The 12,729-nt window shown below is 46.9% G+C and carries 15 protein-coding genes; 5 read left to right on the top strand and 10 right to left on the bottom strand.

Going from position 1 to position 12,729, the window contains the following annotated elements:
- Positions 1-253 precede the first annotated feature (253 nt).
- The 6 genes from EBB54_RS14925 to EBB54_RS14900 form a co-directional block, all read right to left on the bottom strand.
- Positions 254-1,012 carry an ABC transporter permease gene (locus EBB54_RS14925; protein WP_125128007.1) on the bottom strand — a complete coding sequence of 253 codons (759 nt, stop codon included), beginning with the start codon at positions 1,010-1,012 and terminating at the stop codon, positions 254-256.
- Entirely contained in the window at positions 1,009-1,908 is a 900-nt protein-coding gene (locus EBB54_RS14920) for an ABC transporter ATP-binding protein (RefSeq protein ID WP_125128006.1), read from the bottom strand. The genes EBB54_RS14925 and EBB54_RS14920 overlap by 4 nt, the downstream gene beginning before the upstream one ends.
- Positions 1,909-1,993: 85 nt before the next feature.
- A complete protein-coding gene (locus EBB54_RS14915; RefSeq protein WP_125126762.1) occupies positions 1,994-3,553 on the bottom strand; it encodes an IS66 family transposase in 1,560 nt (519 codons plus the stop codon).
- A 17-nt stretch (positions 3,554-3,570) separates the two neighbouring features.
- On the bottom strand, positions 3,571-3,885 hold the full coding sequence (locus EBB54_RS30785) for a hypothetical protein (protein WP_004083136.1): 315 nt from the start codon (positions 3,883-3,885) through the stop codon (positions 3,571-3,573).
- A gap of 221 nt (positions 3,886-4,106) precedes the next feature.
- The gene (locus EBB54_RS14905) at positions 4,107-4,310 is read right to left on the bottom strand and encodes a PLDc N-terminal domain-containing protein (protein ID WP_125128005.1); all 204 of its coding nucleotides are present in this window, start codon (positions 4,308-4,310) and stop codon (positions 4,107-4,109) included.
- 93 nt (positions 4,311-4,403) lie between these two features.
- A complete protein-coding gene (locus EBB54_RS14900) occupies positions 4,404-4,946 on the bottom strand; it encodes a helix-turn-helix domain-containing protein (RefSeq protein WP_125128004.1) in 543 nt (180 codons plus the stop codon).
- 293 nt (positions 4,947-5,239) lie between these two features.
- On the opposite strand from EBB54_RS14900, the gene EBB54_RS14895 reads away from it, so the two are divergent.
- The gene (locus EBB54_RS14895; RefSeq protein WP_243127678.1) at positions 5,240-5,449 is read left to right on the top strand and encodes a hypothetical protein; all 210 of its coding nucleotides are present in this window, start codon (positions 5,240-5,242) and stop codon (positions 5,447-5,449) included.
- Between the two features lie 110 nt (positions 5,450-5,559).
- Here the strand turns inward: EBB54_RS14895 and EBB54_RS14890 are convergent, their stop codons facing one another.
- Positions 5,560-5,970, bottom strand: coding sequence for an HI0074 family nucleotidyltransferase substrate-binding subunit (locus EBB54_RS14890; RefSeq protein ID WP_125128003.1), 411 nt, complete (start codon positions 5,968-5,970; stop codon positions 5,560-5,562).
- 172 nt (positions 5,971-6,142) lie between these two features.
- Entirely contained in the window at positions 6,143-7,450 is a 1,308-nt protein-coding gene (locus EBB54_RS14880) for an MFS transporter (protein ID WP_125128002.1), read from the bottom strand.
- A gap of 652 nt (positions 7,451-8,102) precedes the next feature.
- Between EBB54_RS14880 and EBB54_RS14875 the strand changes: the two genes are divergently transcribed.
- From EBB54_RS14875 to EBB54_RS30555, 4 genes are all read left to right on the top strand, one after another.
- Positions 8,103-8,687 (top strand): sugar O-acetyltransferase, encoded by a 585-nt coding sequence (locus EBB54_RS14875; protein WP_004072597.1) that lies wholly within the window; start codon positions 8,103-8,105, stop codon positions 8,685-8,687.
- A 21-nt stretch (positions 8,688-8,708) separates the two neighbouring features.
- On the top strand, positions 8,709-9,320 hold the full coding sequence (locus tag EBB54_RS14870) for a P-loop NTPase family protein (RefSeq protein ID WP_004072596.1): 612 nt from the start codon (positions 8,709-8,711) through the stop codon (positions 9,318-9,320).
- Between the two features lie 54 nt (positions 9,321-9,374).
- Positions 9,375-10,631: a uracil permease gene (gene uraA, locus EBB54_RS14865; RefSeq protein WP_004072593.1), complete on the top strand. Its 1,257-nt coding sequence runs from the start codon at positions 9,375-9,377 to the stop codon at positions 10,629-10,631.
- A 215-nt stretch (positions 10,632-10,846) separates the two neighbouring features.
- A complete protein-coding gene (locus EBB54_RS30555; protein ID WP_170178095.1) occupies positions 10,847-11,032 on the top strand; it encodes a hypothetical protein in 186 nt (61 codons plus the stop codon).
- A 93-nt stretch (positions 11,033-11,125) separates the two neighbouring features.
- On the opposite strand, the gene EBB54_RS31600 is transcribed toward EBB54_RS30555, so the two are convergent.
- Both EBB54_RS31600 and rpoN read right to left on the bottom strand, forming a co-directional pair.
- Entirely contained in the window at positions 11,126-11,257 is a 132-nt protein-coding gene (locus tag EBB54_RS31600; protein ID WP_279229968.1) for a hypothetical protein, read from the bottom strand.
- 30 nt (positions 11,258-11,287) lie between these two features.
- Positions 11,288-12,676: an RNA polymerase factor sigma-54 gene (gene rpoN / locus EBB54_RS14855; RefSeq protein WP_125128001.1), complete on the bottom strand. Its 1,389-nt coding sequence runs from the start codon at positions 12,674-12,676 to the stop codon at positions 11,288-11,290.
- Between the last annotated feature and the right edge of the window lie 53 nt (positions 12,677-12,729).

The following is a 12,729-nucleotide window of genomic DNA, read 5'->3' as shown; positions in this document are numbered from 1 at the left end:
GATTACTGAAGTAAGCGGATTTGCAGGAATTATCTTACAGAAGGGAAGAAAGGGGGTGAGTGCCCACTGAAATTTATCCATTAAAAAAAGAAAAAAGATGGCTAATGGTATTTTCTTTCGCTGTAACCGAGGAAGAAAATACCATTAGCAGAACAGTACGCCTTTGTTCTGACAGATTCGCTAATGCGTCGGCTGACCGTTTACTTGTAACGACAACTTCTTTCCCTTGCGCGACAAAAACAGTCGTCGACAATTAAAGCTGTTTTTTATTGAAAAGGCGAATGGCAGTCAGCACCCCCAAAATGGATAAGGCAATGGAAATAACAGCAGGTATCATAAATTCTGACGGAACAGCTTCGCCGGAAATCAAATCTATATTTTTTGAAGTTAAAATGAACGGATTGAATTTCGCAATCGGTTCTATCATTCCGAGCAGGGATATTATGGCGACAATGCCGCCTGTAAAGAGTATGCTTGTGAAAGTCTGTCTGAATATCACGCACCCAATCATTAAAATACTCAAGTACAGAAAGCCGACGATCCAAAGGGAAACTGCCGCGAAAGCAACATTTGAAAGGTGGTTATCATTCCATAAAAGGGCTGTATAACCGTATGCCGCAGCATATCCAATCCAATAACTGATTGTCATAAGCGCGGCGGCTGCCGTATATTTTGCAAGGATAACAGCTTTACGGGATAATCCCTTCGTAACCATTAAAACTAAGGTTCCTTTGGAATATTCATTTGACAGACAACTTCCAAACAAAATGATAAATGCACTGAAACCAACGCCGGAAATGTTCTTGTAAAATTGTTTCCATGCGTCCAAAGCGACTGGTTCAGAGGTCATTTCCATATCTGCGGCCAAAGCCGATAATATTTCCGGCGTAAACTTTGCGAGAAACGCACTCATAATACCGAAAATCAGAAAGACTGCGAACAGGATAAGGAAACGATAGTTCTTCATATTTTCCGTAAATTCTTTTTTTATAAAAGCAATATATCCACTCATTTCACTACCTCCAAAAACAAACTTTCAAGGGACGGCTCCATAAGTTCTATTTTTACGGGACAAATCCCTGTTTCCGCAAGTACGCGAAACAATAATTTTTGCACACTTACCATATCTCGACTATGCAAAATAAGTTCCCTGTTATTTTCTTCGGAATGAAGCAGCATTGGCTCTATGGATTTTTGTTTTTTGAAAAGCCGTAAATCTTGATCCGCCGAAAATTCTAAAAGCAAGCTGTCATGTCCATGTAAAGCCTTAATTTCTGCAAGTGTTCCGGTAACAGCGATTTTTCCCTCATTCAAAAAGGCGGCATGGTCGCAAATGCGCTCCACATCAGAAAGAATATGCGTGGAAAATAAGACCGTTGTCGTTTTGCTGATTTTATAAAGAATATCCAAAATCTCTTTTCTTCCTACGGGGTCAAGCGCGCTTGTCGGTTCATCACAAATCAGTAATTTGGGCTGTGTGAGCAACGCCTGTGCAATTCCTAATCGTTGTTTCATACCGCGAGAAAATCCGCCGATTTGCTTTGCTGCACCGTTTAGACCGACAAGGGAAAGGAGTTCATCACTTCTTTTTGAAATTTCGGTTTTTGATAGACCAATGACTTCTCCGCATAGCTTTAGATACTGTATCGGCGTCATATAGTTATAAAATTCTGGAACGTCCGGCAAATATCCAATATATTGATTTGTCCTTGTCTGTCCAAAACAAACAGGCTCATTGCAGACATGGATTTCTCCCTTGTCGGGCTGTAACAGTCCCAACACCATCTTCATAGTCGTTGTTTTGCCAGCACCATTTTTCCCTATGAAGCCAAAGATACTTCTCTCTGGAACAGACAGATTAAGATTGTCAATGATTTTCTGCTTTCCAAAACTTTTTGATGTTACTATTCACAGTCGATTTAAAATTATAAACACCAGTAGACCAAGGGATTTGAAATAGTCTCTTGGTTTGCTGGTATTATGAACTGACAGTTTATGCAAAGATTTCTTCAACAGTGTAAGGAGCTCCGGCACATAATCTTGAAAGTGCCTCCATTTCGTTTATGTGATTCTTTCTGCACGTTTCCACATAGGTCTTCACTGTCGCATAATACTTTGCGGTTTTTTCGCTGTCAAATTGTCCTGAGATCTTCATATGGGATTTGATTCCGCGCAGCCCTCGCTCGCTTAAATTATCTGTTGTCGGCAGGCGGAAATCCTCTACCCATCTGAAATAATTCTCCTGATATTTTTCAATCCGATCCAAAACGGTCCTTTCGAAGGAAACAGCATACTTGTTTTTGGATTTTTTGTTTTCTTTATCCCCTTTCTTCAAAAAACGTTCCACTTTCGTTTTAAAACTTTTTATCTCCTGGTCCGGAAAGGACTCTATTCCTTTCAAGATCAGATCCTTACGCTTCTTTATTGTCGATGATATCAGTCCTTTCATACCAATTGCCCATTTATGGGTCGGATTATCATCCGCTATCTTTTGAAGGTCTCTTTCCAGATGCTGGTTGCACTCAATGTTCTGAAAACAAAAAAGTTCGTTATAGTTCACCCTGTTATGGTCATGCATGACCGTTGTTTCCGGAGTGAGCGCTGTAAGGATCTGGTCATCAAGCATGCCCTCCAGGTCCTTATGCTCATGGGCGGTATAGTACGAGATCGTTTCGTCTCCATAAAAACGCATACAGGCTCTTTTCGTCTGTATCATGACCACAGTGTCATCCCAGTAAAGGAGTGCCCTTGTAATCAATACCCTTTTCAGGTCAGACATAAATGCCTGAAGATTCCCCGAGGCCCTTTTATACAGCTTGCAGATAAAGCCTTCACTTGGACACATCAGCCCGTCCGTCATACCACTGACCAGCATACGCGCCTTATTAACCGCTACATTTCCGGTAGCCATCATAGAAAGGGCCAACGCCTGTACACGGCTTCCATATTGATTTTGTTCTTTCAGACGTTTCTCAATCGGCAGGCGTACTGTCGCGCCGCAGTCCACGCAACTGTAAATATGGTATTCATGCCTGCGTTTCACAACTTTGATCTCTACATCGAATTCGTCTTTTGAAATGGACTCCCCTGTATCTATGAGTTTCCCACCACAAAAATCACAGGTTTCAGCAGACAGGTCAAGCTCATGGGAAATGGTCTCCGTAATATCGGAATCTTCAAATTTTTCCATCCCATGCTTCTCATGGCCCGGCTGTCCGCCCTTTTTTAAACTGCTTCCACGCCTGGAATTGGGGATCACTTTTTTCTTGTTGATTGGCGTAGTAGCAGTAGACATTCCCGTGTTTGTGCCGTCATGAGCCGCTACAGCTTCAAGATGCAGCACCTTATTTGTTAGTTCCTTGATGAGCGCGTCTCTTTCGGAAAGCATTTCCTCATAAGCGGCTTTCATTTTTTCTTTTGATTTTTCACATCTGGCCAGGGCATTGGTGAGGGAATGGCAGCGTTCCTGATAATCCTGTATCCTGTCTTTTAGATTTATGATTTCAGCGGACATTCGCTCCAGGCTGACACGTTTGCTGTTACTGTAGATCACGATAGCTGCTCCTTTGATTACTGGGATTCCAGTTTATTCCTGAGTTCCCTGTTCTCGATTTCCAGGCGTAATATTTCCTGTTTTAGCTCAGAAATCTTCATGCCTTTTAACCGGTTTAAAATTTCATCCTGTTCCGTCAGCTGTACGGTTTGATAAGGGCTATTTTTTCGGCATCGTCCGTCTGTTTTTCTGATCTCGCCGGTTTCCGGGTCAACCCTGCCGATCAATGTTCTTTTAGAACGGGATTGCTTTTTTTCGCTGTCCCAGTATGCTTTCGATTCATAAGCATAAGTAATTCCAGATCTTTTGTCCGTCTGATAAACAATGCTCATATAATATTCCTCCTCATATCGGTATGTGTTAATTATAACACATACCGATATGAAATACAAGAAGAAAATCACTAAAAACAACATTTTTTTCATTGTTTTAGCGACTTTCTAAATAGAAATTTTCTTGTTATGTTTGTACTCAAAATTTCTAGTGGATAAGCCTTTGGTTTAAATCAACTGTGAATAGTAACTTTTTGATAAATTTTGTATTGTGAGGACGTTCATTCGTTCTCCCCCTTTCCAAAGACAAAATAAATAATCGGTCCAAAGAGCAAAAGGACTACAACAATTACAAGCCACATGGTTTTGTTTCCAAAGCAATAGCATGGGTGTCGTAGAATGTGTCTTACTGCTGCTGCTGCAAGAGCAATGTCTATCAGCAGAACGGGAACAAGTAATGGCAGAATTTCAAATAGCGTGTTCAATATTTTTACCTCCTATTTTATTGTTTTAATAAAATTATCATAATGATAATATAAAGTCAATAGAAACCGTCCCTCTGATTTGGGACGGTCATTTTATTTATCTGTATTTTCTGCCGGAGATACGATTACGCCTATCGTCCGCAGCTTGCGCTCCGAGTTGGGTGCATTGTTTTTTGCTGCGCTGATTATTTGAGAAATACTTGTTATAAGAGAAGTCAATTCATCATCAGAAAGATATAGTGGGGAAAGAGAAAATCCCGTCATGTCTTTTTTGATATTGATATTCGGAGAGTGGCAATATTCCTGAAACTGTTTTGCAAACCCAATGAAATATTGCATGAAATACTGCATATAAAGTTCGCCGGAATTTTTCTCGACGATTGTTTCTATATCGCTGCTGAGGTTGTGGGCCAGCGAATAAGTTTTTTCTACCGTACCGCGCACCTGTGTTTCTTCCACCACCTGTAAAATACCGTCGCTTAACATTTTTTTGAGATGCCGGTATAAGGTAGCTTGGGGAATGTCGGTATAAATATCGGCTAACTGTTTCGCAGTTGCTTTCCCCTGTGAATGTATTTCAAGCAGTAATTTACATTTCACCGGATTTGTAATGCACTCCATAAGCCTATCTGTCATCTTTCACCCTCCTGCGTTGATATATGAAAATATTATCATTTTGATACTAAAAAGTCAATCGACACTTTGATATAACGCAATTAGAAATATGGAACATTTTTTCGGTGTATATTTGGCATTTTTGAAAATCCCCCGTAGTAGGAAGTAGAAAAAAATATTTCTTAAAATTTTCGGCAAAATCGCCTTGTCTATTGTAGTAGGTAGTGAATTCTACTTCAAGGCTCAAGGGGAAAGAGATTTGCTCTACTCATTTTATCCGCGCTGTTGTCTTGGAACAGGGCGTACTCGCCCACATGAGATTGACGATTGCCTGTGTCGCTAATCACGAAGAACAATTCCGCAAGGCTATGGGTACGAAACAGAAAGCCGAAGCGAAAAAGGAACTGGCGGCGAAGCGGCGGCAACTGACGCATGCAGAACGCCGGATAAATCAAAGGGGCATAGGGAACAGCAGATTGACATTTCCTATGACCTTGTGGGAATACTCCCTGCGTCTTTACTGAATGACCTGCAAAACGGAGAAACGGCATAGCCCGCAAGCTACGCCGTTTCCCGAAAACATTTCTAATGCTGTCTTATGAGTGCCGCCCTTATGGCAGCCTCTTTTTCATCTTTAGAAGGCTGCCCCTCCGGCTTCGTCAAGTTTCGTCCTCAATGTTTCTTCCAGGGCAACCAACGCGGGTATAAAACTGTCGCGGATCAGAAGGAGTATTTCGTCAACTTCGTCTTCATCGTAGATATGTGCCGAGGTATTACGTTTTCTCAGCATGAGAAGCCACACCGCGGAATCGTCTACAAAGCCGTGCTTATAGCCGAGCTGCAAAATCTCTCTGGGCGATCTGGACGCTGCGCTTTCAACCCCGTGCGCCCTTAAAACCGCCTGTACTGCTTTCCAGGCAAGTTCAAAGGTGAGGTGAAACTGTCCGATGATGCCTGTTCTGTAAATCTCGTTCTCGTCCGCGAACGCAAAATCAGCGTTTTTCAGCACACCCAGACAGTTTGTAAAATTATCGAGTTTTTTCATATATGACTACCCCGTCCCTTTCAAGTTCCTTTTTTAACTCTTCCGAAACTCCCGAATCGAGATCAATGATATCAAAAATCAGGAGCGAATGCACATTTTCTTTTATATCCCAATAGAAAGAATTGAAATCTCCCGATTAAAGCAAGCCGTATGGCAGCCCTGTTCTATAACTTTATCGATAGGAAATGTGTTCCTCCAGCTTCCAGATCTGCCGGTCCCGCCGGAAATACAGGCACACCCCGATCCCGGCAAAGGCGAGGATCAGGAACAAAAACGCCGCGCCGGAGCCTTTTCCGCTTCCGAAGAGCTTCACCAGAAAGCTTTCGGCCCCCTGTACGGCCATGACAGGTTCGAAGACCTGGTCCACCAGGAACCCGCCCAGGAAATACCCCACCGGAATGGTGAAAAACTGCAGGGAATTGCGGACGGAATACACCCGCCCCTGCAGCTCCTCGGGGACATGCAGGCGCATGACCGCATCCAGGTTGGTGCTCATCAGAGGGATGAAAAACCATCCCAGGAACCCGCCCAGGCACCAGACCAGGGGCGTCCGGCCGAATGCCAGCAGAAAATTTTCCGTGCTCATGGAAAAGAGCAGGCAGTTGCAAATCACCCGAATCCGGCTTCCCGGCGTTTTCAGGAAAGCGGCCAGGAGACTGCCGGAAAATGTAGTGATGCCGATCACCGCGTTTACCAGGCCCAGCACCTTTTCACTGCCCCCATTTCTGGAAAGCATCATGGCAGGAAATGCCGCGTCATAGATGGAAGCCACCAGGTTGATGGAAGCCAGAAACAGGATCAGGTGAAAGATGCCCCGTTCCTGTTTCAGATAGGCAATCCCTTTTTTTGCGGAAACCAGCAGCGTTTCCCGATCTTCGGCAGGCTCATGATGTTCCGGAATCCGAATCCCGAATGCCAGCACCGCAAATGCGGCGGCAAATGTAAACAGGTCAAAGGCAACTACCGCGCCCATGCCTGCCATTCCCAGCACCGCGGTGGCAATGATGGGCGTCATGACGGAATTAAGGGAGCTGGAAAAATACTTCAAACCTCCCACCCGCTGGTAGTATTTTTTCGGCAGCACCCTTGTGGTCGCCACCTCCGAAGCCGGCTGCTGGACCGTATTCATCAGCCCGTTGATTCCGTTGATCACATAGAGATGCCAGATCTGCAGCAAATCATTCTGCAGTAAAATCAGCATGGCAACGGTGGTCAGCGCGGCCACAGAATCGCATACCAGCATGGTTCGTTTTTTGTTCCATTTGTCGCTGAGCGCCCCGGCAAATACGCTGAGCAGCACATAGGGGGCGTACGAGCTGACCATCAAAAGCGCGGTCATCAAAGCCGACCCTCTCTGTGAATAAGACCAGATCACCAGCGCATAGCTCGTCATGGCGCTGCCCAGGCCGGAAAAGGACTGGGTGATCCACAGCAGTAAAAAAGTATTCATTTCCCGAATTGTGTGTATCAGATTTTTCATAGACTTTGCTCCTTATCTTTTTATAGATTCCTTGATCTTTGATAATTGCAAAGTCCCAGAGCAGTTTTTCATCGCTCCATGCTGTCCTGCCCTAAAAGACTTTGCATGGAGCTTTTGCAACGCAGAGATACATGGGCATGCGTTTTCACCTCCTCACGAAAATTCATAGTCCACCCCATCACTGTATAGGGCGGATGTCGTGCAGCAAGCGCACAACACCGTGTAAACAGTAACGCCCTTAGTATACTGTTCACACCCTGACCGGGCGCTCACAGTACCGGCATCCGGCTCATTAGAAAGTCGCCTTTCGGCGAGGAGCCGGATGCCCGCCCCATCACTGTATAGGGCGGATGTCGTGCAGCAAGTGCACAACACCGTGTAAACAGTAACGCCCTTAGTATACTTTATAATGAAGGAAAGGGCAAACTTTTTTTTCGAAGCGGAAAACAGCATTCGTGAAAATCCGCAGCGGTGAATTATAATACTATAAAACGAAAAGATATATAATGTAGTGCCATTGGTTGTATTTCAGGCAAAACGATGGTAAGATGATGTAAGCAGAAACGGCTTTAAACACGATGCCAAAAGGCCGTCGGATCTGACCCGGCAAAGTTAGGCTGCTCAGAGAGCGCATACAAATGGAGGAAACACAATGACTGAAAGAGAAAAAATGCTGGCAGGTCAGCTTTATGACTGCGGGGATGCGGAATTATTGACCCAATGGCATAAGGCAAAGGACCTGGTAAGAGACTATAACAGCACGGATTCTGCAAATGCCAGGGAAAAGGAAAGAATCCTGGATGAACTGCTGGGAGGAAAGGGCGAGAACCTCTGGATTACCGCCCCGTTCTATGTGGATTACGGCATTCATATTTACTTTGGAAACCACTGCGAGGTCAATATGAACTGCACCTTTTTAGACGACAATGTGATCCGCATCGGAAACAACGCCCTCATTGCCCCCAATGTGCAGATCTATACGGCATTTCATCCAACAAATGCCATTGACCGGTTTGGAGAGCCGAAAGAAGACGGTTCCTTTGCATTCTGCAAAACCCAGACTGCCCCGGTGACCATCGGGGACAACGTGTGGATCGGCGGAGGCGCAATCATCATGCCGGGCGTCACCATTGGGGACAATGTTGTGATCGGTGCAGGAAGCGTAGTTACAAAGGATATTCCGGACAACACCATCGCATACGGCAATCCATGCAGGGTGATCCGGGAGAACCGCTGAACTGAGAACGGAGGGACAGGAGTGATCGTTTTAATCGCAGGAGCGTCACACACAGGGAAAACAGCGCTGGCCCAAAGACTGCTTGAGCAATATCATTTCCCATATTTATCCATCGACCATTTAAAGATGGGGCTGATCCGAAGCAGACATACGGATCTTACACCGACGAGCAGCGATGAGGCGCTGACCGGCTGTCTGTGGCCGATTGTCCGGGAAATGATAAAAACGGCGGTGGAGAATCAGCAGAATCTGATTGTGGAAGGCTGTTATATTCCCTTTGGCTGGGAAAAAGATTTCGCGCCGGAATATCTGGAGCATATCAGATACATTTGCCTGGTCATGAGCAGCGGCTATATCAGAAAGCATTTCCAGGAGATCAGGGAATACGCAAATGTTGTGGAAAAGCGAATGGATGACGGGGAATGCACCATAGAAAACGTATGCCGGGACAACGCGGAAATCCTGGAACAGTGCCGGGCTTACGGAGCCGATTATATTCTCATTGATGAGGCATATCAGATTGAGATTGATCTGTATGAAAAAGACGGGCTTCCCAGATCCAAAATATCCAGGATACAGGATGACCCCACCTCCCCGGTTGGAAGCATGAAAGGCAGAAAGAAATATGAGTGATCTCTTGGAAGCTAACATCAGTACACCAGGAGAATGAAAAGGAGAAGAGAGAAAATGAAAGAAAGAAACATCATCCAGGTTGAAGAGAAGGTTCCGGCAAAGCTGCTGATTCCGCTGAGTATCCAGCACATGTTCGCCATGTTCGGCGCCACGGTGCTTGTGCCCTTTATTTTCGGAATCAGCCCGGCCATCGTGCTGTTTATGAACGGTGTGGGGACGCTTCTTTTTATTGTGGTTACAAAAGGAAAGGCGCCGGCATATCTTGGTTCCAGTTTCGCATTTCTGGCGCCGGCGGGACTGGTCATCAGTCAGATGGGGTATGAATACGCGCTGGGCGGTTTTGTGGCGGTAGGCTTCTGCGGCTGCATCGTGGCCCTGATCATTTATAAATTCGGTTCAGACTGGATCGACGTTGTGCTTCCGCCTGCGGCTATGGGGCCGGTTGTCGCCCTCATCGGGCTGGAGCTTGCAGGGAGCGCCGCAAGCAACGCAGGGCTTCTGGATGAAACCATCAGCATGAAAAATGTGATTGTCTTTGTGGTGACTCTTGGAGTGGCTGTGTTCGGAAATGTTCTCTTCAAAGGATTTCTGTCGGTGATCCCAATCCTGATCTCGGTCATTGCAGGATACATCGCCGCGCTGGCCTGCGGGATCGTAGACTTTACAGAAGTGGCACAGGCCCCGTTTTTCGCGCTGCCTAATTTTCAGTTTCCGAAGTTTGACGTGGCGGCAATCCTGACCATCCTTCCCGTGATCCTCGTGATTACATCGGAGCACATCGGCCACCAGGTGGTGACAAGCAAGATCGTGGGCCGGGATCTGTTAAAAGACCCGGGACTTCACCGCTCCCTTTTCGGAGATAATTTTTCCACCATGCTCTCCGGCCTGATCGGCTCCGTCCCCACCACCACCTACGGAGAAAATATCGGCGTGATGGCGGTTACAAAGGTTTACAGCGTGCGGGTGATCGCGGGGGCGGCGGTGCTCTCCATCCTCTGCTCCGTGGTGGGAAAACTGTCCATGCTGATCCAGACCGTTCCCGGCCCGGTAATCGGCGGCATTTCCTTCCTGCTGTACGGCATGATCGGCGCATCCGGCATCCGGATTCTGGTGGATTCCCAGGTGGATTACGGACGTTCCAGAAACCTGACGCTGACCTCAGTCATCTTCGTCACGGGCCTGTCCGGCATTTCCGTGAAGCTGGGAAATGTAGAACTGACCGGTATGGTGCTGGCCTGCATCGTGGGAATGCTTTTGAGCCTGGCATTTTATATGCTGGACAAGCTGAATCTGACGAATGATCAGGAATAGGACCGAAAGCAAATGATTGTGAGGTGCGGGTATGGCAAAAACGGTTGGAATCGGCCACCAGAATTTTGAGGAAGTAGTGACAGAAGATATTTTTTATATCGACAAATCTATGGTCCATCATAAATTATTTGGATAAACACATAGTCACGAACTATTGGGCAAATACCAGCAGCAACGGACTTGCAGGGAAATTGATCCGCGAGGGCAGTGCGGATATGAAGATGAAAATGGAGGATTTGCTCTCAGGAGGGACATTTCACAGAGAAGTGTCTGTTATGTTTGAAAAAATGATAGACGAATGGTTTAAAGAATCTACATCATCATACAACACTCGTCTGGTGTCCTGGGCCATTCAGACAGTCCTGCTTTTTATTGCAGAACAAAATTTAGGAACAGTATAGCAGGGGATGGGGTGGGATGCACTACAGGAGGTTTTGTATCGCTTACTGATCAAATTACTCATGAGGGAACATCTGTAGAGCCTTTTTAAAATCCTACTCCGCCCTCTTATGATATTTCCAAAAAGCAATCGTCTCCTGCAGATCTGCTTCATCCTCGAACAGCTCCAGCTCCTTCACCGTCTCAATCGCAAAATCCACATAAGCATTTGCCCCGGCGGTGATCACACGTCCTTCATTGGGGTACCTCCGTAATGTTCAGTTTTTGCCGGAGCTGTTCAGGAATGCTATCCCCTTCCTCCGGGCAGCACTCGGAATACCGGCGATTTCCCGGTACTTAGCCACAGTCCTTCTGGCGGCAGTAAAGCCCTTCTTCGAGAGAAGATCCGAAAGCTGCATATCGGAAAGCGGGCGGGATCGGTTCTCTCCATGGATCAAGCTTTCCAGCAGAGCGATCATCTGCTCCTCTTTGGACAGCTCCTGCCTTTTCCCGGCCTCCGCCTTTTCATTGGAACCGGGGAAAAGCTCTCTCAAGGCACAGACACCGGTCGGAAGATCAATGTATTTTCCCTGGACTGCCCGGCTGAAAGTGGAAGGATGCAGTCCAAGCTCCTCTGCGGCCTGCCGCATGGTAAGCCGGATCCGCTGCCCGTGCCTGAGGGCAAAGCACTCCTGGCGGGAAAGGGCAAATCCGGCGATGCGGATCAGGGTTTCTTCCCGCTGCTCCACAGCGCGTATGACGGCTTCCGCACGGCCGATCTTCTCTTTAAAATAATTCTGCAACGCTTCCTCCCGGGCGGACCCTGCCATCTGCATATAGGTAGGGTTTAAATGGATCCTCCTTTGCCCGCCGTCGCGCACGGTAATCTCCCAGCGCCCTTCTTCCTTAACCGCTCTGAGATCCGGTATGATATAGCTGACTGCCTGCCGGCCAAAACATTTCGCAGGCTTCGGATCCAGATTCCGGATCATTCGAAGGTAGTTCCGGGCCTTTTCCGTGGAAATGCCAAGCGTTCGTGTAATATGGCTCAGCTTTCCTCCGGCCAGATCTTCCAGATGCTCCGACAGGATCTGTCCCAGCGTTTCATCGTACTCCCCCTTCCTTTTCAGCTGAAGGGCCAGACAGTCCGCCAGGTCAAAGGCGCCGACACCTGCCGGCTCCATGTTGCGGATGAGTCCGGCGGCCTCTTCAAATTCCCCGTCGCTGCAGGAGAGGACCGCCTGAAGATATCCTCGGCTTTCCTGAAAATATCCGGTGGTACCGTCCATATAGGGAAGAAGTGCTTTTACGCGGATCAAAAGCTCAGGCGGCACGCGGAGATGCTCGATCTGCGAAAGCAGGTGATCCGAAAGCAGGGGATGCTCTTCGGCAGGAATCTCGGGGCAGTATTCTCCACTCTCGCGGATGCCGGATTCTTCCGGATCAGCAGGAGCCGAATATCCCATCCATTCCCCCAGGGAGGTATATTCCTGCCCGGCCGCGGAGTAAGAATCGAATTCCAGGATCGGGTTCTCCAGCTGCTCCGACTCTAAAAATTGTAAAAGCTCCTGGGTATCCATAGCCAGAATTTTCAATTTTTGCTGCTGTGCGGGAGCCAGCTTTTGGGAGATCTTTAACTTTTGACGGGCCGTAAGATCAAGCTTCATAACAACACACCTCGGACAAATCCTTTTGACATTTTTATCATATCACGGTTTTT

The organism is Schaedlerella arabinosiphila, assembly GCF_003885045.1.
Taxonomy (GTDB): Bacteria; Bacillota; Clostridia; order Lachnospirales; family Lachnospiraceae; genus Schaedlerella; species Schaedlerella arabinosiphila.
This window is presented reverse-complemented; position numbering and strand designations above follow the sequence as displayed.

Coding starts and splice junctions, on each gene's coding strand:
- EBB54_RS14925 (WP_125128007.1), bottom strand. CDS start 1,012: ATGAGTGGATATATTGCTTTTATAAAAAAAGAATTTACGGAAAATATG.
- EBB54_RS30785 (WP_004083136.1), bottom strand. CDS start 3,885: ATGAGCATTGTTTATCAGACGGACAAAAGATCTGGAATTACTTATGCT.
- EBB54_RS14900 (WP_125128004.1), bottom strand. CDS start 4,946: ATGACAGATAGGCTTATGGAGTGCATTACAAATCCGGTGAAATGTAAA.
- EBB54_RS14895 (WP_243127678.1), top strand. CDS start 5,240: ATGAGATTGACGATTGCCTGTGTCGCTAATCACGAAGAACAATTCCGC.
- EBB54_RS14890 (WP_125128003.1), bottom strand. CDS start 5,970: ATGAAAAAACTCGATAATTTTACAAACTGTCTGGGTGTGCTGAAAAAC.
- EBB54_RS14880 (WP_125128002.1), bottom strand. CDS start 7,450: ATGAAAAATCTGATACACACAATTCGGGAAATGAATACTTTTTTACTG.
- EBB54_RS14875 (WP_004072597.1), top strand. CDS start 8,103: ATGACTGAAAGAGAAAAAATGCTGGCAGGTCAGCTTTATGACTGCGGG.
- uraA (WP_004072593.1), top strand. CDS start 9,375: ATGAAAGAAAGAAACATCATCCAGGTTGAAGAGAAGGTTCCGGCAAAG.
- EBB54_RS30555 (WP_170178095.1), top strand. CDS start 10,847: ATGAAGATGAAAATGGAGGATTTGCTCTCAGGAGGGACATTTCACAGA.
- rpoN (WP_125128001.1), bottom strand. CDS start 12,676: ATGAAGCTTGATCTTACGGCCCGTCAAAAGTTAAAGATCTCCCAAAAG.